Origin of the sequence: Micromonospora sp. NPDC003816, assembly GCF_042874705.1 — a bacterium.
Taxonomy (GTDB): domain Bacteria; phylum Actinomycetota; class Actinomycetes; order Mycobacteriales; family Micromonosporaceae; genus Micromonospora.
The window spans coordinates 414,159-434,630 of record NZ_JBIANP010000003.1 but is presented as its reverse complement, the minus strand read 5'-3'; the positions used below and the strand labels follow the sequence as shown (position 1 = coordinate 434,630).

Annotated in this window: 16 protein-coding genes; 3 read left to right on the top strand and 13 right to left on the bottom strand. The window is 73.1% G+C overall.

The annotated features are described in order from the left end of the window. Window positions 1–90: 90 nt before the first annotated feature. The 11 genes from ACFYTT_RS12865 to ACFYTT_RS12815 form a co-directional block, all read right to left on the bottom strand. Window positions 91–1,017: a sporulation protein gene (locus tag ACFYTT_RS12865; RefSeq protein ID WP_387259026.1), complete on the bottom strand. Its 927-nt coding sequence runs from the start codon at window positions 1,015–1,017 to the stop codon at window positions 91–93. Between the two features lie 11 nt (window positions 1,018–1,028). Continuing rightward, window positions 1,029–2,096 (bottom strand): hemolysin family protein, encoded by a 1,068-nt coding sequence (locus tag ACFYTT_RS12860; protein WP_131053508.1) that lies wholly within the window; start codon window positions 2,094–2,096, stop codon window positions 1,029–1,031. Further along, window positions 2,093–3,442, bottom strand: coding sequence for a hemolysin family protein (locus ACFYTT_RS12855; RefSeq protein ID WP_131053509.1), 1,350 nt, complete (start codon window positions 3,440–3,442; stop codon window positions 2,093–2,095). Before ACFYTT_RS12855 ends, ACFYTT_RS12860 begins: the two co-directional genes overlap by 4 nt. A 536-nt stretch (window positions 3,443–3,978) precedes the next feature. Beyond that, on the bottom strand, window positions 3,979–5,532 hold the full coding sequence (locus ACFYTT_RS12850; protein WP_387259022.1) for a M28 family metallopeptidase: 1,554 nt from the start codon (window positions 5,530–5,532) through the stop codon (window positions 3,979–3,981). Window positions 5,533–5,696: 164 nt separating this feature from the next. Continuing rightward, a complete protein-coding gene (mnhG, locus tag ACFYTT_RS12845; protein WP_131053518.1) occupies window positions 5,697–6,032 on the bottom strand; it encodes a monovalent cation/H(+) antiporter subunit G in 336 nt (111 codons plus the stop codon). An 83-nt stretch (window positions 6,033–6,115) separates the two neighbouring features. Then, window positions 6,116–6,379 (bottom strand): monovalent cation/H+ antiporter complex subunit F, encoded by a 264-nt coding sequence (locus ACFYTT_RS12840; RefSeq protein WP_131053511.1) that lies wholly within the window; start codon window positions 6,377–6,379, stop codon window positions 6,116–6,118. Beyond that, a complete protein-coding gene (locus ACFYTT_RS12835; protein ID WP_387259018.1) occupies window positions 6,376–6,978 on the bottom strand; it encodes a Na+/H+ antiporter subunit E in 603 nt (200 codons plus the stop codon). Before ACFYTT_RS12835 ends, ACFYTT_RS12840 begins: the two co-directional genes overlap by 4 nt. Further along, on the bottom strand, window positions 6,975–8,477 hold the full coding sequence (locus ACFYTT_RS12830; RefSeq protein ID WP_131053513.1) for a Na+/H+ antiporter subunit D: 1,503 nt from the start codon (window positions 8,475–8,477) through the stop codon (window positions 6,975–6,977). Before ACFYTT_RS12830 ends, ACFYTT_RS12835 begins: the two co-directional genes overlap by 4 nt. Window positions 8,478–8,505: 28 nt before the next feature. Beyond that, window positions 8,506–8,976 carry a Na(+)/H(+) antiporter subunit C gene (locus ACFYTT_RS12825; protein ID WP_131053514.1) on the bottom strand — a complete coding sequence of 157 codons (471 nt, stop codon included), beginning with the start codon at window positions 8,974–8,976 and terminating at the stop codon, window positions 8,506–8,508. Next, the gene (locus tag ACFYTT_RS12820) at window positions 8,973–11,810 is read right to left on the bottom strand and encodes a Na+/H+ antiporter subunit A (RefSeq protein ID WP_387259015.1); all 2,838 of its coding nucleotides are present in this window, start codon (window positions 11,808–11,810) and stop codon (window positions 8,973–8,975) included. The genes ACFYTT_RS12825 and ACFYTT_RS12820 overlap by 4 nt, the downstream gene beginning before the upstream one ends. A 474-nt stretch (window positions 11,811–12,284) precedes the next feature. Further along, window positions 12,285–12,623: a hypothetical protein gene (locus ACFYTT_RS12815; RefSeq protein ID WP_176093029.1), complete on the bottom strand. Its 339-nt coding sequence runs from the start codon at window positions 12,621–12,623 to the stop codon at window positions 12,285–12,287. A gap of 179 nt (window positions 12,624–12,802) precedes the next feature. On the opposite strand from ACFYTT_RS12815, the gene ACFYTT_RS12810 reads away from it, so the two are divergent. Further along, window positions 12,803–17,392, top strand: a complete 4,590-nt coding sequence (locus ACFYTT_RS12810) for an ATP-dependent helicase (protein ID WP_387259013.1) — start codon at window positions 12,803–12,805, stop codon at window positions 17,390–17,392. A 9-nt stretch (window positions 17,393–17,401) separates the two neighbouring features. Here ACFYTT_RS12810 and ACFYTT_RS12805 read toward each other — a convergent pair whose 3' ends face one another. Continuing rightward, complete coding sequence (locus tag ACFYTT_RS12805; RefSeq protein WP_176093027.1) at window positions 17,402–17,971, bottom strand: hypothetical protein; 570 nt, start codon at window positions 17,969–17,971, stop codon at window positions 17,402–17,404. A 114-nt stretch (window positions 17,972–18,085) separates the two neighbouring features. Here ACFYTT_RS12805 and ACFYTT_RS12800 point away from each other — a divergent pair, with 114 nt between their 5' ends. Beyond that, window positions 18,086–18,919, top strand: coding sequence for an S-adenosyl-l-methionine hydroxide adenosyltransferase family protein (locus ACFYTT_RS12800; protein WP_176095698.1), 834 nt, complete (start codon window positions 18,086–18,088; stop codon window positions 18,917–18,919). A 24-nt stretch (window positions 18,920–18,943) separates the two neighbouring features. Beyond that, complete coding sequence (locus ACFYTT_RS12795) at window positions 18,944–19,186, top strand: CPCC family cysteine-rich protein (protein ID WP_131056850.1); 243 nt, start codon at window positions 18,944–18,946, stop codon at window positions 19,184–19,186. Between the two features lie 52 nt (window positions 19,187–19,238). Here ACFYTT_RS12795 and ACFYTT_RS12790 read toward each other — a convergent pair whose 3' ends face one another. Continuing rightward, complete coding sequence (locus ACFYTT_RS12790; RefSeq protein ID WP_387259011.1) at window positions 19,239–20,456, bottom strand: hypothetical protein; 1,218 nt, start codon at window positions 20,454–20,456, stop codon at window positions 19,239–19,241. Window positions 20,457–20,472 lie beyond the last annotated feature (16 nt).

The window sequence follows — 20,472 nt, the reverse complement described above, 5'->3', positions numbered from 1 at the left end:
CGTCTGAGGTATAGCAGGGGACCCCTCCTCACACCGACGGCCGCGAGGTGCCGCAAACACGGGAACGTGCGCGGGATACTGCGGCGGGTGTCAGGTGCCGTCGCCTCCACCGCCGCCACCGACACCCCCGCCGCCGGCCGTGCCGCCCAGGCCGAAGCCGGGGGCGATCGGCCGGTCGGGCGGGCGGCTGACGTGAGCGGACTCGCTGATGGTGGCCGACCAGTCGGCCTGCGCCGCCGCTGCCGCGTGCCGGTTGATCGTCTCGCGCAGCCAGCCGTCCACGACGGAGATCCAGTCGCGCTGATCGGCGCCGACGTGCCAGATCCGGAACCGGCTGATGCTGGTGTGGGTGATCCCGGCCAGTGCCAGCCGGCGGTCGCACCAGAGGATCACCTCGAGACCGGCGGAGTTGGCCACGAAGATCACCTCAAGCTCGGTGATCGGCCCGGCATAGAGCGGCCCCACCCAGAAACCCCACCGCTGGTGCAGCGGCAGGGCCTGCTCCACCCCGGGCAGCCGCCCGTCGACCAGCCCCGACTGGCGCACGCTGAACCCGAGCGTGTCCAGCGCCGCCAGGACGTGCTGCTGGGTGGGCAGCGGGTGGACGAAGAGCGGCACCATGGCGCCCTGGTCCAGCGCCGGGTCGATCGCCACCTCGGTACGCAGACCCATCCGCAGGCTGAGCAGCGGCACCCCGCCGTACGTGGTCACCGGCGTCTCCCACGGCAGCGGGAACTCGAACGGGATCGACCGCGCCCGACCGGCCCTCAGCACCAACGCGTCGGCCACCTGCGCCTGGTGGAACTGCACCAGCCGTCGAGGTGCCTCCGGGTCGTCCGGCTCGACCGAGCTGACCAGGCCGAGCCGGACATGGAGGACCGGCACGTCGACCGCACCGGCGATCAGGTTCACCCGCCCCGGCAGGCGCAGACCGGGACGGGTGCTCGGATTGGCCAACGCGGTCTGCACCGTCAGGCCCGTACCGCCCGACTCCGGTGAGATCCCCGTCAGCCGCATCCGTGTCGCTCCTACCTCAGGCGGCGTACCGCACGCGGGATCGGATCGGTCTCGTCGTCGAACTCCCCGATGACCTCCTCCAACAGGTCCTCCAGGGCGACGAAGCCGACCGGTCGGGCCGGGCCACCACCGTTGCGGACCAGCGCGAGCTGCGAGCGGCGGGCCCGCATCACGGCCACCGCCTCGGTCACGCTGGCCGTGCCCGGCAGGGTGATCGCCTCGTTCATCAGGTCCACCGCCCGGGCCTCCGGCCGGACGGCGGTCGCGCGCACCGCCTCCCGTACGTGCACCAGGCCGCAGACGTCACCGGCGGCGTCCAGCACCGCCAGTCGGGACCGGCCACTGTCCCGGCTGACCTGCTCGATCCGGTCCACGGGGTCCTCCCGGCGTACCGTCACCATCCGGTCGAAGGGCTCCATCACCTGCGCCACGGTGGTCGCCTGCAACTGGAGCATGCTGGTCAGCAACTCGTGCTGCGCGGCACCGAGCAGCCCGTGCTCGTGCGACTGCTCCAGCAGCATCCGCAACTCGTCCGGGCCGTGCACCTGGGCCAACTGGTCCTGCGGATTGACCTTGAACAGACGCAGCATCGCGTTGGCCACCGCGTTGAGCACCGACAGCACCGGCCGGGACACCCGGGCGAAGGCCCGGAACGGCAGGGCCAGCAGCAGCGCGGACCGCTCCGGGTGGGTGATCGCCCAGGACTTCGGGGCCATCTCACCGACCACCAGGTGCAGGAAGGTGACCAGGCTGAGCGCGAAGATCAGCGCGATCACGTGGCTGGCGCCGTACGGCAGGCCGACGGCGTGCAGCAGCGGCCCCACCAGCCGTTCGATCGCCGGCTCGGCCAGCGCACCGAGGCCCAACGTGCACAGGGTGATGCCGAGCTGCGCGCCGGCCAGCATCAGCGACAGCTCGCGTACGCCGTCGAGAGCGGCCTTCGCCGCCCGCCCGCCGCCCGCCGCCGCCTGCTCCAGGCGGTACCGCTTGCTCGCCACCAAGGCGAACTCGGCGGCGACGAAGAACCCGTTGAGCGCCAGCAGGACCACCGAGGTGATCAGCGCGAATCCGGTACTCACGCACCCACCTCCGCAGGGCCGTCGGTGAGCTGGAGCCGTACCGAGTCGGCCACGTGCCGGTCCACCGCGAGCACCTCGACCAGGGCACGCGGCCCCGGACCGTGGTCGCCGTCGGCCGGCAGGCGGATCTCCAGGCGGTCACCGACCTCGGGTACCCGGCCCAGCTCCCGCATCACCAGTCCGGAGAGGGTGTCGTACTCGGGGCCCTCGGGCAGCGCGATGCCGGTGCTGTCGGCGACCTCGTCGATGCGCCAGCGGGCCGGCACCACCCACGAGCCGTCCTCCTGGCGGGCCGGGGCCCGCTCCGGCGGGTCGTCCTCGTCGCGGATCGGGCCGACCAGTTCCTCGGCGATGTCCTCCAGCGTGATGACGCCCGCGAAGCCGCCGTACTCGTCGACCACGCAGGCGAGCTGCCGATGTCCGGACCGGAGCCGGTCCAGGACGATGGGCAACGGCAACGTCTCGGGTACGAGCAGCGGTGCGCCGGCGACCGTACTGACCGGGGTGGTGGCACGCCGAGCCGGAGGCACCCCGAGTACGTCGGCGATGCCGATCACGCCGACCAGGTCGTCGACGCCCTCGGTGCCGCGTACCGGGAAGCGGGAACGCCCGGTGTCGAGCAGCTCGACCACCCGGCTGACCGGCTCGTGGGCCAGGACGGTGTGCACGTCGACCCGGGGCACCATGGCCTCGCCGGCGGTCAGTTGACGAAAATCGAGCCCCCGGTCCAGCAACTCGGACATCTCGGCGTCGAGATGTCCGCCCTGCCGGGACTCGGCGATGATCTGCTCCAGGTCCTCCGGCGTGGCACCGCTGGGCAGTTCCTCGATCGGTTCGATGCCGACCCGGCGCAGCAGCCGTACCGCGGCCCGGTCGAACAGTTTGATGAGCGGCCCGGCGACGGCCAGGTAGACCAGGGTGGAACGGGACAGCGCCCGGGCCACCGACTCGGGCCGGGCGATGGCCAGGTTCTTGGGTGCCAGCTCGCCGACCACCATCTGCACCACGGTCGCGATGACCAGGGCCAGGGCGACCGACAGCGGGAGGCTGACCGCGGTGGAGACGCCGGAGACGCCGAGCAGCTCGGCCAGGCCGGCGCCGAGATAGGGCTCGGCGAGGTAGCCGACCAGCAGCGTGGTGACGGTGATGCCGAGCTGCGCGCCGGAGAGCATGAACGACAGCCGACCGGTGACCTCCAGGGCGCGGACGGACGCCTGGTCGCCCTCGTCGGCACTCTGCTTGAGCTTGCCCCGGTCGACCGCGACGTAGCCGAACTCCTGCGCGACGAAGTAGCCCGTCGCGATGGTCAGAACGATGATCAGTACGAGACCGACGGTGATCAACACGGGACGCTCAGGGCTCCCGGGGTCGTCGGGTCGTGTGGATGCCGGGGCTTACCCGGCTGGCTACTGCTGCCCTCCTGGGCAGAAGAGTCGATCATCCCCTCATTCTACCGGCGGGGACGCCCGGCTCGCGGGCTGTGGAGGCACTGTCCCGACCGCGTGGCACGCCGCCGTCGGGCCTGCTCGGGGTGCGGCGTGCGGACGCGGGGTGTGGGGTGCTCGGGGTGCGGCGTGCGGACGCGGGGTGTGGGGTGCTCGGGGTGCGTGGCAGTGCAGCTGTTGTGCGCACGGCGTGTCGGAGAGCTGCACTGCCACGCTCTTGCCGATCGGTCCAGCGGCGATGGTGCGGGCGGGCGGCGCAGACGTCGGCGGGATGCGGGTGGTCCAGGTGCCACAGGATGCGCATCGGGTCGAGTCGTGAACGACCATCTTGACCCCGGTGGACCTCGCTCTTCGGGCATGCCGCTGTTCGGATGTTAGGAGGGGACCCCTGCTATACCGGAGGCGTTAGCAGGGGGCCCTTCCTTACACCCGGGCGGTCAGTTTTGCACGATGCGGACGTCGTCGACGGCGGCCTCGACCAGGCTGGCGGTGCTGGCGTCGGCGGCGTCGATCACGATCCGGACGGTCTGTCCGCGTAGGGCCGAGATGTCCGCGCCGCCGCTCTGCCAGGAGGCGGCCCGGTTGGTGGCCGCGCCGGTCGCGGTGAGCGCGGTGAGCGTGCTGCTGCCGACCACGCGTACCCGCAGGTAGTCGGCGCTGCTGGAGTTGTTCAGGTGGGCCAGGTACCAGGAGAACGAGAGCGTCAGCGTGCCGGTGGACGGCAGGGTGATCGTCGGGGACTGGACGGTGCTGACGCCGCCGTCGAGGTCGTGGTCCCCCGCGCTGCTGCCCGCGAGCGGTCCGGTGACCAGGTCGAAACTGCCGCTGACCGTGGTGCCGAGCTGGGTGGCGACACCGGAGCTGCTGGTGGCGGCGGGGTCCGCGCGCTCCCACCGACCGGCGGTGGCGGTGTCCGTACCTGCCGGGTTGACGGTCCAGCCGGTGGCGGTCTCGAAGGTGTCGCTGTAGACCGTGGTGCCGGGCGGTGGGGTCGCCACCTGGGCCAGCGTCCAGACGGTGTACGCGATCGCGTCGGCGTTGCGGTCCAGCGCGGTGTCGTTGATGTTGGCGAGCGTGTCGCAGGACCGGTGGTAGCAGGGGTCGAACGCCTGCCCGGCGGTGCCGCCCCAGAGTGACGCCTGGGCGCTGGACTTGGTGCCCTCGGCGCCGGTGAAGGTGCCACCGGCCGGGATGCCCACGCTGATGAACGGGCCGTAGTCGCTTCGTCCGTCGAAGTCGGTGCCCCGGGTCGGTACGCCGATCGAGGTGAAGTACGCCTGGATGGTCTGCTCGATCTGGGCGGAGCCGGCCGGGCCGGGCCCGGAACCCACCCCGTCGGAGTTGTCCCCGTCGTAGACGAAGTAGCCGGCGTTGGGTGAGCCGACCATGTCGAAGTTCAGGTACTGCTTGATCCGGCTGCGCTCGGCGGTGGGCAGGTTGTTGACGTAGTACTGCGAGCCACGCAGCCCCAACTCCTCCGCGCCCCACCAGGCGAACCGCAGGTGCCGGTCGGGTGCGAACCCGGTCCGGGCGACGGCGAGCGCCACCTCCAGGATCGCGGCCGAGCCGGAGCCGTTGTCGTTGATGCCGGGCCCCGCGGTGGTGCTGTCCAGGTGCGCCCCGGTCATCACGACCGCGTTCGGGTCGCCGCCGGGCCAGTCGGCGATCAGGTTGTAGCCGGTGGCGCCGTTGTAGGTGAACGACTGGACGGCGGTGGTGTAGCCGACGGCGTCGAGCTGTGCCCGGACGTAGTTGACCGAGGCGAGGTAGCCGGGTCTGCCGTGTGCCCGGTTGCCACCGTTGCCGGTAGCGATCGACTGGAACTGGTTGAGGTGCCCCTTGACGTTGGTCAGGGAGATGTCGGGCGCGGTGACGGCGGCGGCGATGGGTGCGGCACCGGCCACGGGCGCGCCCGCGAGGGCCGACGCGGCGACCGTCGCGGTGGCGACGACCGCGGCTAGCCCGGCGGTACGGAGGGTGCGGGGTCTCATGGGTCCTCCCGGTTCGGGGGCGAGCACCGGCCGACCGTGGGTGCACGGGTGGCCGGCGGACGGCCATTTGATCGATGTCCGTCATTGCGAGAGGTTGCTGGGCCGGGCCCCGGCGGGCAAGACGCAAGGTGCCGGATTGATCGCTCCGTCCGAAATCCGGCGTGTCACCGGTCGGCGAGGTCGTCGGCCTCCAGCAGTTGCCGGTCCAGTCGTCCGCTGCGGTACGCCGCCCGACCGATCATCTGCGCGGCGACCGGCGCGGTGGCCAACTGGAAGACCCCGACCAGCGCGATCATCCCGATGTCGGAGACGGTCCGCAGCCGCAGCCCGACCCCCAGCAGCAGGAGCAGGACGCCAAGCACCTGCGGCTTGGTGGCCGCGTGCATCCGGGTCGGCGCGTCCGGGAAGCGCACCACCCCGATCGCGGCGGCCAGGCTCAGCAACGCACCGGCGATCAGGCTGGTCGCGCCCAGCCAGTCGGCGACGGTCCCGAGGGTCACCCCGTCCAGCCAGTCGGCCACGGCACCCGACGTCACCCCGTCCCACCAGTTCGCGGCCGACAACCCGGTCGACCGGGCGGCCGTCACGGCTTCTCCCGGACGGCGAAGCGGACCATCGACACCGATCCGACGAAGCCGAGCAGGCCGAGCGCCACCAGCACCGGCAGCGTGGTGGCGTGCCGGTTGATCGCCGCCTCCGCACCGACCGCGCCGATCATGGTGGCCAGCAGCATGTCGGCGGCGATCACCCGGTCCAGCAGCGACGGCCCCCGGTAGAGCCGGGCGAGGGCGAGCAGCGCGGTCACCGACAGAAGACCCGCCAGTACGACGATGAGGACGGTGTTCACGGGGACTCCTTGTCGGCCGGGTCGGCGCGCAGGCGGCGGACCTCGGCCGTCGACCCCACCGCCTCGATGATCCGCCGTTCCACGGCGCGTACCTGCTCGCGGGCGTCGATGAGGTCGCTGCGTCGGCGTACGTCCAGCACGTGCACGTAGAGCGTCGCGCTCTCCCGCTCCACGTCCACGATCAACGTCCCCGGCACCAGCGAGAGCGCCTCGGCGGTGAGGGCCAGGTTCAGGTCGGTGCGGACCCGCAGTCGCACCGCCACGATGGCCGAGCGGGGCACGTACCCGGGCTGCACCGCGATCCGGGCGACGTGCGCGCTGGCCCGGACCAGTTCGACGACGAACCGGACCCCGAACACCAGCAGTCCCCGGGGCCGCAGCCGCCCGGCGAAGGTCACCGGCGGGAGCGGGAAGAACACCAGCACCGCCGCGCCGACCAGGATTCCGCCCAGCAGGTTGCCCCAGGTGAACTCGCCCCAGAGCAGGTTCCAGACCAGCACCAGCCAACCGACGGCGATGGCCTGGTCCCGCCATCGGCCCGCCCGGCCGCGGACGTCCCGGCCCGGCTCGTCGGCCGGCCCGCCGTGGAGATCGGTCACGGTGGACCGTCCGGCAGGACGGCGTGGATGTACGGGGTCCGCTCGCGCAGGTCGACGGCCGCGCCGGTGGTCACGTCGAACAGTGGACCCGCCACCACGGTCAGGGACACCCCGAGGGCCACCAGGGCGATGGTGGCGCCGACGGTCAGCGCGGGCAGCGGAGCGGTCGGTTCGACGGTCTGGCAGGGCGTACGCCAGAAGGCCAGGTTCCACACCCGGCTGGCCACGTAGAGCGTGAGCAGGCTGGTCAACGTGCCGACCGCCACCAGCGTCCAGGGCAGCGCGCCGCCGACCGCCACGCCGGCCTGGAGCAGCCCGAGCTTGCCGAGAAACCCGGAGAACGGCGGGATGCCGGCGAGGTTCATCGCCGAGACGAAGAAGAGCACGGCGAGCAGCGGCGTCAACCGGGCCAGGCCGCCGAGCCGACGCAGGTCGGTGCTGCCGGTGCGTTGTTCGATCAGGCCGGCGACCAGGAACAGGGTGGTCTGGATGGTGATGTGGTGCACCACGTAGAAGATGGCCCCGACCAGTCCGGCGACGGTACTGAGCCCCACCCCGAAGATCATGTAGCCGATGTGGCTGACCAGTGTGAACGAGAACAGTCGTTTCAGGTCCGACTGGGCCACCGCGCCGAGGATGCCGACCAGCATGGTCAGCCCGGCCACCACCATCAGCACCCGGTCGGCCTGCTCGCCGGGGAAGAGCAGGGTCTGGGTCCGGATGATCGCGTACACGCCGACCTTGGTGAGCAGGCCGGCGAAGACCGCGGTGACCGGGGCCGGGGCGGTCGGATAGCTGTCCGGCAGCCAGGCCGAGAGCGGGAAGACCGCCGCCTTGATGCCGAAGGCCAGCAGCAGCATCAGTTGCAGGCTCAGCCGTACGCCCTCGGGCAGCCCGTCGAAGCGGGCCGCGAGGTGGGCCAGGTTGAGCGTGCCGGTCGCCGCGTACACCAGGCCGACCGAGATCAGGAAGATCATCGAGGCCAGGACGTTGACCACCACGTACGTCGAGCCGGTGCGGATGCGCAGCCGCGTGCTGTTCAGCGTGATCAGCACGAAGCTGGCGGCGAGCAGCATCTCGAATCCGACGAAGAGGTTGAACAGGTCCCCGGCGAGGAAGGCGTTCGTCACGCCGGCGGTCAGCACCAGGTAGGTGGGGTGGAAGATGGCCAGCGGCGCGGACTCGCCGGTGTCCGCCTGGCCCTGGCCGATCGAGTAGAGCAGCACGCACAGGGTCACCGCCGAGGAGACCACCAGCATCAACGCCGCCAACTGGTCGGCGACCAGCACGATGCCCACCGGTGCCGGCCAGGCGCCGACCTGCACCACCGCCGGACCGTGCCGGTAGGCGTGCACCAGCAGCAGCACCGCCACCACGAGTGTGGTGGCCAGGCAACCCACGCTGACGATGCGCTGCGGCACGGGCCACTTCGCCAGCAGCAGGGTCAGTGCCGCGCCCAGCACCGGCAGCAGCACCGGCAGCGGCACGAGGGCGGTCATCGGTGCCGCCCGTGCGACGCGTACCGGCTCATCCCGGGCCCCCCTCGCGGCGGCGCTGCCACGGCGCGGGCGCGTCGACCTGCTCGGGGTCGCTCTCCGGAGGTTCCCCGCCGAGGTCCGCGGTGGAGACCTCCCGGCGCGCCGCGCGGCGGACGATCTGCTGGTCCTCCAGGTCGTCGGGCACCTCGTCGTCGCCGGTCAGGTACCAGCTGCGGTAGCTGATGGCGAGCAGGAAGGCGGTGAACCCGAACGTGATGACGATGGCCGTCAGCACCATGGCCTGGGGCAGCGCGTCGCTCATCCGATCCGGCTCGGTGACCCCGGCCACCGGTGCCCGCCCGGACCGGCCACCGAAGATGATCAGCAGGTTGACGCCGTTGCCGATCAGGATGATGCCGAGCAGGATCCGACTCAGGCTGCGTTCCAGCAGCAGGGTCACCCCGCAGCCGACGAGCACCCCGATCGCCACGAACGAGACAAGGTTGGCCCCGGCGCTCATCGGGTGCCGCCCCGGCGCTCCACGGCGAGCCCGCCCTCGGGTCCGCCGGCCGCCTCGATGTGCCGGTCCACCTCGGCACCGAGACTGCGCAGCACGTCCAGCGCCAACCCGATCACCACCAGATAGACGCCGATGTCGAAGAAGATCGAGGTGATCAGGTAGAAGTCGCCGATCACCGGCAGCCAGAGGTCGATCCGCGCGCTCTCCAGCACGGCACCGCCGGCCAGCAGGGAGGCCACCGCGCCGCACACCGCCAGGCCCAGCCCGGCGCCGAGTACGGTGCCGGCGGAGACCGGCGCGGCCTCGGCCAGTTCGTACCGGCCGCCGGCGAGGTAGCGCATGGTCAGCGCCAGGCTGGCCACCAGGCCACCGGCGAATCCCCCACCGGGCGCGTTGTGGCCGGAGAACAGCAGGTAGAAGGAGAAGAGCACGGCGGTGTGGAAGATCAGCCGGGTGACCACCTCCAGCACGATCGAGCGGTTGCGTTCGATCAGCGTGGCGCCGCCGCGCAGCCACACCGGCCGCCCGGCCAGGCTCTCGCCCCGGTCGGCGTCCAACCGTCGGGGCCGGGGGCCGGTGCGGGACTGCTGGAAGACCAGACTGGCCACCCCGGTCGCGGCGGCCACCAGCACCGCCAGCTCACCGAACGTGTCCCAGGCCCGGATGTCGACGAGCGTCACGTTCACCACGTTGCGGCCGTACCCCTGCTCGACGGCGAGCCGGGGGAAGTCCTCGGAGATGGTGCGGGTGTGCCGGGCCGCCGTCGCGGCCAGTGCGAGCCCGGCCACGGTGAGGCCGACCAGTGCGCCGATCGACCGGCGGATCCAGCGGCTGCGACGCAGCGGACGCACCGAGAACCGCTCCGGCAGGCGACGCAGCACCAGCACGAAGACCGCGATGGTCACGGTCTCCACCAGGAACTGGGTGAGCGCCAGGTCAGGTGCGCCGTGCAGCACGAAGAACATCGCGGTGCCGTAGCCGGTCACCCCGACCAGCAGCATCGCGGTGAGCCGGCGGCTGGCCCCGACGGCGAGCAGCGCCGCCATCGCGATCACCAGCAGCACCACCGGCTGCGCGGGCGAGCCCCACAGCATCAGGGATTGTTCCCACGGACGGATCACCAGCAGCACCCCGCCGGGCACGGCGGAGAGCACGATCAGGATGAGACCGAGGTACTGCGGCAGTGAACCCCGTTGGGTGACGCTGGTGACGTCCACCGCGGTCCGGTCGAAGCGGTGGATGAGCCACTCGTAGCCCTGCTGTCCGGTGGCCGGGGACCGCAGTCGGGCCAGCACCGGGGTCAACGGACCGCGGAGCAGGAACAGCACCGCGCCGCCGGCGAGGGTCAGCGCGGAGAGACCGAGCGCGAGGTGGAAGCCGGGCCAGAGGGTGAGGTGCCCGTGGACCGGTCCGAGGAGTTGCGCGTACGGGCGGAACAGGTGGTCGAGCGCGCCCGCCGCCGGCCCGGCGACGAGTCCCGCCCCGGCGAGCACGGCCGGTGGCCAGAGCATCGCCGCCGGGATCCGCTCCAGTTCGGTCGGCGCCAGGCCGGGACGGGTGCCGAACGCGCCCCAGAGGAACCGGATGCTGTAGGCGACCGTGAGCACGGTGCCGACCACCAGCACGGCCAGCGCCGCCGGCCGATCGGTGAAGGCGGCGAAGATCGCCTCCTTCGCGGCGAAACCGAACAGTGGCGGCACCCCGGCCATGGAGGCGGCGGCGAGCCCGGCCACCACCGCCAGGACCGGGGTGCGCCGCCCCAGGCCGGACAGCTTGCGCAGGTCACGGGTGTGTGCGCCGTGGTCGATGATGCCGACGACGAGGAACAGCGCCGCCTTGAACAGGGCGTGTGCCACCAACATCGCCACGCCGGCCAGCGCGGCGTCCGGGGTGCCCACCCCGATCGCCACCGCCACCAGGCCGAGCTGGCTGAGCGTGCCGTACGCCAGCAGCAGTTTCAGGTCGTTCTGCCGCAACGCGGACCAGCCGCCCAGCACCATGGTGGCCAGCCCGGCGACAAGTACCACCGGTCGCCACGGGCTCGCCTGCGCCAGCAACGGGGCGAGCAGACCGAGCAGGTAGACGCCGGCCTTCACCATCGCCGCCGCGTGCAGGTACGCGCTGACCGGCGTCGGTGCCGCCATCGCCACCGGCAGCCACGAGGTGAACGGCAGCAGGGCCGACTTGGACAGCGCCCCGAGCAGGATCAGCACCACGGCGACGACCAGGTACGCCCCGCCGGGAAGCGGGTGTTGCGACAGTTCCGACAGGCGGTAGGTGCCGGCGTGGTGGCCCAGCATGATGAACCCGACCAGCATGGCCAGGCCGCCGAACGTGGTCACGGTCAGCGCCTGGGCGGCGGCCCAGCGGGCCGAACGCCGCTCGGCGCTGTGCCCGATGAGCAGGTACGAGAAGACCGTGGTCAGTTCCCAGCAGACGTAGAGCAGCAGCAGGTCGTCGGCGAAGACCAGGCCGAGCATGGCTCCGGCGAAGCCGACCAGTACCCCGGCGAACTGGGCCGTCCCGACGGCCGGGGGCGGGAAGTACCGTGCGCTGTAGACCAGCACCAACGCGCCGACGCCGCCGATCAGCAGGGTCATCACCCAGGACAGCGTGGTCGTCCGGAAGGCCAGGTCGAGCCCGAGCTTCGGGATCCACGGGTACGTCTCGACCACCGCACCGCCGTCGGTCACGTCGGGGGTGCGGACCACCGCCCAGCCGAACGCGGCGGCCGGCGCGAGCGCCAGCGGATAGCAGGCGCGCGCACCCCACCGACGGACCAGCAGCGGTGCCGCCAGCGCCGCCACGAGGTGCAGGATCAGCAGTACGAGCACGCGCGCTCCCGGTCGAGGTGGCAGCGGCGCCCGTTTCGCGTGCATGGCGCCTACCTGCGATCAGACGACATCTCCGGGGCGCGATAGACGGTTTTACCGAAAAAAGCCCATATTCACCTTTGTCTGGCGCGTCGAGGGTGCCAGGCGGCGGGCGCGAAGCTGACCCACCCCTCGTGGTGCCCTTTGCTCTGCTTCAACCCACGCAACAGTCACCCTTCGTGTCGATCATCGAGGTCGCCATCGGCGCCGGTCGCCAGAGCAGCGCAGTTCAGAGGGCATTGCGTGGGTTGAAGCAGAGCAAAGGCGAGCGAGAGCACTCGGAGCCGACCCGGGGAAGCCACGAAGAGTGACCGGCCGCAGTCGACCGCGTGGGCGACCGCGTGGGCGACCGCGTGGGCGACCGCGTGGCGACCGGGAGAGATCGGTGACGCTCGGGCGCGGCGGGGCCGCGCCACCGGCGCGAGGAGTTCCGTCCTACCCGGCGCGGGTCTCGACGGCCAGGTCCGGTCGGCCGAGTTGCCGTGCCGCCTTGTTGACCAGTCGCTGGGCTGCGGCGAGCGAGCGCACGGAGAGTAGCCGCCCTCGACTCTCCCGACGGAGCACGAAATAGTGCACGGCGACCCGCACCCGCGCCCGGTCCGCGGCACTGGCCTGGGCCGTCGACGCGATCAACTCCCGCAGGCAGCCAGCGAGACGCTCGGCCAGCTCAAGATCGGGCCCGTGCAGGCCGGTGCGGAGAGTGGCGACATGACTGTCGACCTTGCGAATCAGGACGTCGGTGCCGGACCCTGGACTCCGCTCCTCGACGTCCATCCGACCTCCTCGCCGTGCGTTACACCGCGAGTGAAGTTACTTTATGTTGCCGGATGCAAGCAAGAAGTTAAGTAAGACTTAACGGATTCTACGGTCATGACGCCTGCAACGCCTTAAACAGACATACCTCTCCACCGACGAACACGAAGGATGTCGGTCCCCAGGGGCAGTATGGGGTCGTGGCGGATTCCAGCGGCGGGTCGACGGGGGTGCTCTCCCGCTTCGGTCCGGCGACCCGGGAGTGGTTCGGGGCGGCCTTCGCCGCGCCCACGGCAGCGCAGGCCGGCGCCTGGACGGCGGTCGCGGCCGGGCGGCACGCCCTGGTGGTGGCGCCGACCGGTTCCGGCAAAACTCTCGCCGCCTTCCTCTGGTCGCTCGACCGGTTGGCCCGCGAGCCGGCCCCCGACGACCCCCGACACCGGTGCCGGGTGCTCTACGTCAGCCCGCTCAAGGCGCTCGCGGTCGACGTCGAGCGGAACCTGCGCGCACCTCTGGCGGGCATCCGGCAGGCCGCCACCCGGCTCGCGCTCCCCCCGCCGGAGATCACCGTCGGCATGCGGACCGGCGACACCCCGGCGGACGAGCGGCGGGCCTTCGCACGGACTCCGCCGGACATCCTGATCACCACCCCGGAGTCGCTGTTCCTGCTGCTCACCTCCGCCGCGCGGGACGCGCTGCGGGGCGTCGAGACGGTGATCGTCGACGAGGTGCACGCGGTCGCCGGCACCAAACGCGGCGCCCACCTCGCGCTCTCCCTGGAGCGTCTCGACGAGTTGCTGCCCGCTCCGGCGCAGCGGATCGGGCTCTCCGCCACCGTCCGGCCGCTCGACGAGTGCGCCCGGTTCCTCGGCGGCGCCCGCCCGGTCGACGTGGTGGCCCCGGCCAGCGCCAAGACGATCGAGGTCAGCGTCCAGGTCCCGGTGGAGGACATGACCCGCCTCGACGAGCAGGAGCAGCCGGAGGACGACCTCGGCCGCCCCAGGTCGGCGTCGATCTGGCCCGCCGTCGAGGAACGCGTCCACTCGTTGATCCGAGCCCACCGCTCGACCATCGTCTTCACCAACTCCCGGCGCAGCGCCGAGCGGCTCTGCGCCCGCCTCAACGAACTCGCCCACGAGCAGACCACCGCGCCGACCACCGACGGGGTGACCCCGCCGGCCGAGCGTGCCGGCCGGACACCGGCGGAGATGATGGCCCAGGCCGGGGCCGGGGCCGTGGCCGGCGCGCCGCCGGTGATCGCCCGCGCGCACCACGGCAGCGTCTCCCGCGAGGAGCGCCGGCACATCGAGGAGGCGCTCAAGGCCGGTCAGCTCCCGGCCGTGGTCGCCACCTCCAGCCTCGAACTCGGCATCGACATGGGCGCGGTCGACCTGGTCGTGCAGATCGAGGCGCCGCCGAGCGTGGCCGCCGGCCTGCAACGCGTCGGGCGGGCCGGGCACCAGGTCGGCGCGGTGTCCCGTGGGGTGGTGCTGCCCAAGCACCGGGGCGACCTGCTCTCCTGCGCGGTGGTCGCCGAGCGGATGGGCGACGCCGCGATCGAGGAGCTGCACCATCCGCGCAACCCGCTCGACGTGCTCGCCCAACAGATCGTCGCGATGGTCGCGCTCGACGAGTGGCCGGTGGCCGACCTGGCGACGGTGGTCCGCCGGGCGGCGCCCTTCGCCGAGCTGCCCGACTCCGCGCTGCACGCCGTGCTCGACATGCTCTCCGGCCGCTACCCGTCGACCGCCTTCGCCGAGCTGCGTCCCCGCCTGGTCTGGGACCGCACCACCGACCTGCTGACCGGTCGGCCGGGCGCCCAACGGCTCGCGGTGACCAGCGGCGGCACCATCCCCGACCGGGGTCTGTTCGGCGTCTTCCTGGCCGGCGCCGAACGCGCCGCCCGGGTCGGCGAGCTGGACGAGGAGATGGTCTACGAGTCCCGGGTGGGCGACGTCTTCCTGCTGGGCTCGTCGTCCTGGCGGATCGAGGAGATCACACCGGACCGGGTGCTGGTCTCCCCCGCGCCCGGCCAGGCGGCGAAGATGCCGTTCTGGAAGGGCGACCAGCCGGGCCGCCCGGTCGAGTTGGGCCGGGCGATCGGTGCCCGGGTGCGCGGCCTGCTGCGCCAGGGTGACGACGAGGCGACCGCCGCGTTGCGCGCCACCGGCCTGGACGACTGGGCCGCCGGCAACCTGATGGCGTACCTGCGCGAGCAGCAGGCCGCCACCCGCGCCCTGCCCGACGACCGGACGGTGGTGGTCGAGCGGTTCCGCGACGAGTTGGGCGACTGGCGACTGGCGGTACACAGTGTGCTCGGCGCCCGGGTCAACGCGCCCTGGGCACTGGCCGTCGGCCGTCGACTCGCCGAACGGTACGGCGTGGACGCCCAGGTGCTGCCCGCCGACGACGGCATCGTGGTGCGCCTGCCGGACACCGCCGACACGCCGCCCGGTGCCGACGTGGTGGCCTTCGACCCCGAGGAGATCGTCCAGCTCGTGGAGGAGTCGGTCGGCACCTCGGCGCTGTTCGCGGCCCGGTTCCGCGAGTGCGCCGCGCGGTCGCTGCTGCTGCCCCGCCGCGACCCGCGTCGCCGCCAGCCGCTCTGGCAGCAGCGGCAACGTGCCGCCCAACTGCTCGACGTCGCCCGCGAGTACGCCGACTTCCCGGTCACCCTGGAGGCCGCCCGCGAATGTCTCCAGGACGTCTTCGACCTGCCCGCGCTGACCCAGGTGATGCGGGACCTGGCCGGTCGCCGGGTGCGGCTGGTCGAGGTGGAGACCCCGCGTCCGTCGCCGTTCGCCCGCTCGCTGCTCTTCGGGTACGTGGGCGCGTTCCTCTACGAGGGCGACTCGCCGCTGGCGGAGCGCCGGGCGGCGGCGCTGGCGCTGGACTCGGCCCTGCTCGGCGAGCTGCTCGGTCGGGTCGACCTGCGCGAGCTGCTCGACGCGGAGGTGCTCGCCGAGACCGAGCGACAGCTCAGGTGGCTCACCCCGCAGCGCCGTCCCCGCGACGCCGAGGACGTGGTGGAGCTGCTGCGCCAGGTCGGCGACCTGAGCGACGACGAGCTGGCGGCACGCGGGGTGCCGGTGGACTGGCTGACCGAGCTGGCCGCCGCCCGGCGGGTGCTGCGGGTCCGCGTCGCCGGGCAGGACCGCTGGGTCGGCGTGGAGGACGCCGGCCGGCTGCGGGACGCGTTGGGCGTGGCCCTGCCGGTGGGCGTCGCCGAGGCGTACCTCGAACCGGTCGCCGATCCGCTCGGTGACCTGGTCGCCCGGTACGCCCGCACGCACGCGCCGTTCGCGGCGAGCACCTGCGCGGCCCGGTTCGGGCTGGGCGTCTTCGTGGTGGAGCAGACCTTGCGCCGACTGGGGGCCACCGGTCGGGTGGTCTCCGGCGAGTTCACCCCGGAGTCGGTCGGCACCCAGTGGTGCGACGCCGAGGTGCTGCGCCTGTTGCGTCGCCGCTCCCTCGCCGCGCTGCGTCGCGAGATCGAGCCGGTGCCGCCCCGGGCGCTGGCCACCTTCCTGCCCCGCTGGCAGCAGGTCGGCTCGTCGGCGCGCGGGGTCGAGGCGGTGGCTGCCGCCCTGGAGCAGTTGCAGGGCGTCTCGGTGCCCGCCTCGGCCCTGGAACGGCTGGTGCTGCCGGCCCGGGTGGCCGACTACTCCCCCGCCCACCTCGACGAGCTGTGTGCCAGCGGCGAGGTGCTGTGGGCCGGCGCGGGTGCGATCTCCGGCGGCGACGGCTGGGTCGGCCTGGCGTACGCGGACGCCGCCGCGCTGCTGTTGCCGCCGACGGACGACACGCTGGCGCGTACGCCCCTGCACGACGCGGTGCTGGACGCGCTCGGTGACGGACAGGCGATGTTCTTCCGCCCGCTGGCCGACCGGGTCCGGTCCACCGACGACGCCGAGCTGACGGCGGTGATCTGGGAGCTGGTCTGGTCCGGTCATCTCACCAACGACACGCTCGCACCGCTGCGGGCGCTGCTCGGCGGCGGTGGCGCGCACCGGTCCCGGCCGACCGCCGCTCGGGGCCGCTACCGACGGCCGGGACGGGTGGCCCTGCCGGCCCGGGGTGGCCCGCCGACGGTGGCGGGCCGCTGGTCCCGGCTGCCGGAGCGGGACACCGATCCGACCCGCCGGGCCGCCGCACTGGCCGACGTGCTGCTGGAGCGGCACGGCGTGGTGACCCGGGGCGCGGTCGTCGCCGAGCAGGTGCCGGGCGGGTTCGCCGCGGTGTATCCGGTGCTGGCGGCGATGGAGGAGCGCGGGGCGGCCCGGCGTGGATACTTCGTCGACGGTCTGGGCGCGGCACAGTTCGCGGTACCCGGCGCGGTGGACCGGATCCGGGCCCTGGCCGAGCCGCTCGACGACGGTCGGGCGACTCGGGGTGCTCCGGCGGTGGTCCTGGCCGCGACCGACCCGGCCAACCCGTACGGCGCGGCACTGCCCTGGCCGGAGCGGGTGGTCGACTCGGGTGACGCGGCGACCCCCGCGCCCACCGGGCACCGGGCCGGGCGCAAGGCCGGTGCCCTGGTCGTGGTGGTCGCCGGCGATCTGGTGCTCTACGTCGAGCGCGGCGGCCGGACGATCCTCAGCTTCACCGACGACTCCGACGCGCTGACCGCTGCCGGCAAGGCGCTGGCCGACGCGGTCCACTCCGGAGCGCTCGGCCCGATGTCGGTGGAACGCGCCGACGGTGAGGCCGTCCGCTCGTCGCCGCTGCGGGACGCCCTCACCGCCGCCGGTTTCCGCACCACCCCGCGCGGCCTGCGGCTACGCGCCTGAGCGCCTGGCTCAGTCGAGCGCGGTCAGCGCCTTCTCGTAGGCGGGGCGGTCGGCGCGGGGCGTCTTGGCCTCCAGGTAGTTGAGCACGACGGTGCCGGAGCGGAACGAGGCGCCGGCCCACACGTCGGCCATGTCGGTGGCACTGACCTCGTCGGGGAAGACGTAGACGGCCACGCCGTCGGTGACCACGATCTCCGAGCAGCCCAGGCCGAGCCCGTCCGGCCCGCAGTCCACCGAGCGGTCCTTGGACTTGCCGGCCTTCAGCCCGGCGGCCCGGAACGCGGCGACGACCTCCCGCGCGCTGGGCTCGCCGGCCTTGCGGGGCGGCAGTTCCACCGGGGGCGGGCTGGGCGGGCGGCGCTCGGTGCTGCCGGTGACGGTCGGCTCGGCGGTGGACGGCGCGCCCGACGGGGCGTCCGACGGGACCGGTGGGGTGGCTGCGGTGGCCGGCGCGCTGGCCGGGGGCGGCGCGCTCGTCGGGTCGGCGGCGGACGGCTGTTCCTTCTCCCCACCACCGCAGGCGGTGAGGGCGGCGGTGACCGCGACGAGGACGAGGGCTGGCAGGATCCGGTGGCTCACTCAGAGCAGTCTGCCGGGCGGACAGCGCGGTGTGCAGTGGCCGGTCGGTCAGGCGGCCTGTCACCTATCCGGCACCGACACCGGACCGTACGATGCGGTGCCGTGACCAGCAGCGTGGATCGGGTCGTCTCGTTCACCACCGACTACGGCCTGACCGACGGATTCGTGGCGGCCTGCCACGGGGTGATCGCCCGGCTCGCCCCGACGGTGCGGGTGATCGACGTGACGCACCTGGTGCCACCGGGCGACGTCCGGCGGGGCGCGACGGTGCTCGCCCAGACGGTGCCGTACCTGCCTGGCGGCGGCGTACACCTGGCCGTCGTCGACCCGGGGGTGGGTACGGCCCGGCGGGGTGTCGCGCTGGCCACGCCCGGGGGCCTGCTGGTGGGGCCGGACAACGGCCTGCTGTGCGACGCGGCCGACGCGTTGGGTGGGGTGCGCGCCGCAGTGGAGCTCACCGATCCGACGTGGTGGGGCGCCCGGGTCTCCGCCACGTTCCACGGCCGGGACGTGTTCGCGCCGGTGGCGGCCCGGCTGGCCACGGGTGCGCCGATGGCGCAGGCCGGTCCGGCGGTCGGTCCGGAGACGCTGGTACGCCTGCCGGAGCCGGTGGTCGAGTCGACGCCGGACGGCTTCGTCGCCGAGGTGTTGACCGTGGACAACTTCGGCAACGTGCAGGTGGCGGCGTCGGCCGACCTGCTCGCCCCACTGCCGGCCCGGTTACGGGTACGCCCGCACGACGCCGAGCCGGTGCGGGAGGCGGTGCACGGACGGACGTTCGGCGACGCGCCCGTCGGCGGGCTGGTGGCACATGCCGACTCGGCCGGCCTGGTGGCGCTCTCGGTCAACGGGGGACGCGCTGTGGACCTGCTCGGGGTGGTACCGGGTAGGCTGCTGCGGGTGTGGGCGGCCCCCACCGACGAGGTGCCCCGCGCCACACGCCCGTGACGTCTACTGTGGAAAGCTGTTCGGGTGAACGATCGCTGGGTTCCCGCCGCCTGCCCCTGCTGCGCGTACCGGACCGGCGGCGGCACCTGTCCGGTCTGCTTCTGGACCGACGACGGTCAGGCCGACGCCGACGCGGACGTGGTCCGTGGCGGCCCCAACGGCGACCTGAGCCTGTCGCACGCCCGGCTGAACTTCGCCGTCTACGGTGCCTGCCACCCCCGCTACCAGGACGCGGTCCGGGGCCCCCGTCCGGACGAGCTGCCCTGAGCCCAGGCCGGGCCGGCGTGGGAGGACACCGGCCCGGCTCCGCGCGCGGGATTCAGCAGCGCGGCACCGTGGGGCCCCAGACCGCCGAGACGTACGCGTGGCTGACGAACTGCCCGCTGGCGAGTCGGTTCCACCGGTTGGTGGTGCGGTACGGCCCGGTCACCGTCTGCCCGGTCACGTAACACTCGACGGGCACGTGGGAGTAGCGGGCGGCCAGTCCCCGGCTGGCGTAGCCGGTGCCGGCTCCGGCGCGGATGTTCAGCGGCCCGTCACCGATCACCGCCCGGCTGCCGGTGCCGGTCCAGAGGTAGGCGACGTCGACCCAGGTGTTGGTGGTCAGTTGCAGCCCGTCCCAGAAGGTGCCGTCGGCGAGGTCGATTCCGGCCGGGTTCAGCACCGTACGCCCGAACTGGTCCCGCCCGCCGTGGTAGCCGTTCTGGTAGGCGGCCTGTGCCTGCGGGCGTCCCTGCGGCAGGTCCTTCCAGTTCTCCCGCACCGCGCTGGGGTTCCAGTAGTCGTCCCGGGTGTTCCACGGTCCGACGTCCCAGACCGGCGCGTACGTGCAGCGGCTGCCGCTGGTGGTGCAGACCCGGACGGTGTAGTCGCCGCTGTTGCGCGGGGAGAGGCTCCGCCGCGACGGCAGCGCCACGAAATGGTCGCGGGGCGCGACCGTGTGCCCGTTGGCGGTCACCTCGCCGACCAGGCCGATCCGGGTGGTGTAGACCCGGTAGACGCGGCCGGGCGTGGCGGCGGCGACGGCCACCCCGCCGGTGTCGGCGGTGAACCGGACGGCGCGGACCTCGGCGGTGGCGCCGGCCGGGCCACCGGTGAGCACCACCCGGGTCTGCACCCGCCCGATCGGCCGGTCGAACACCGCCGCCGGTACGGCGTCGCGCCATTCGGTCCAGCCGGTGTCGTGCCAGCCGCGCACCTGGACGCTCGCCGTGGCACCGGCCCGGGCGGTGGCGGTCACCTCGGCCCGGAACCGGGTGGCCGGGCTGCTCAGGGTACGCGGCGCAGCCACCAGCATCCCTTCGGCGACGGCGCTGCGGCGGATCGGTACGCCGGGCGGACGGGGGTCGGCCAGCCGCAGCCCGGACCGGGTGTGCCGGACGTTGACGTCGTCGGCGTCGACGGTGGACAGGGCGGCGTTCCACCGGTCGGCGCGGGCGGCCGAGGCGGGCGCGGGGGGCGCCAGGGTGACGACCAGGACAGCGGCCAGGACAGCGGCCGGCGCGATCGCCGGTCGCGATAGACGAATGCGATTCATTCGTTTTCCTCCTCAG

Excerpts from the sequence above, each read along its gene's own strand:
- ACFYTT_RS12865 (WP_387259026.1), bottom strand. The coding sequence starts at position 1,017 with ATGCGGCTGACGGGGATCTCACCGGAGTCGGGCGGTACGGGCCTGACG.
- ACFYTT_RS12850 (WP_387259022.1), bottom strand. The coding sequence starts at position 5,532 with ATGAGACCCCGCACCCTCCGTACCGCCGGGCTAGCCGCGGTCGTCGCC.
- ACFYTT_RS12830 (WP_131053513.1), bottom strand. The coding sequence starts at position 8,477 with ATGACCGCCCTCGTGCCGCTGCCGGTGCTGCTGCCGGTGCTGGGCGCG.
- ACFYTT_RS12825 (WP_131053514.1), bottom strand. The coding sequence starts at position 8,976 with ATGAGCGCCGGGGCCAACCTTGTCTCGTTCGTGGCGATCGGGGTGCTC.
- ACFYTT_RS12815 (WP_176093029.1), bottom strand. The coding sequence starts at position 12,623 with ATGGACGTCGAGGAGCGGAGTCCAGGGTCCGGCACCGACGTCCTGATT.
- ACFYTT_RS12790 (WP_387259011.1), bottom strand. The coding sequence starts at position 20,456 with ATGAATCGCATTCGTCTATCGCGACCGGCGATCGCGCCGGCCGCTGTC.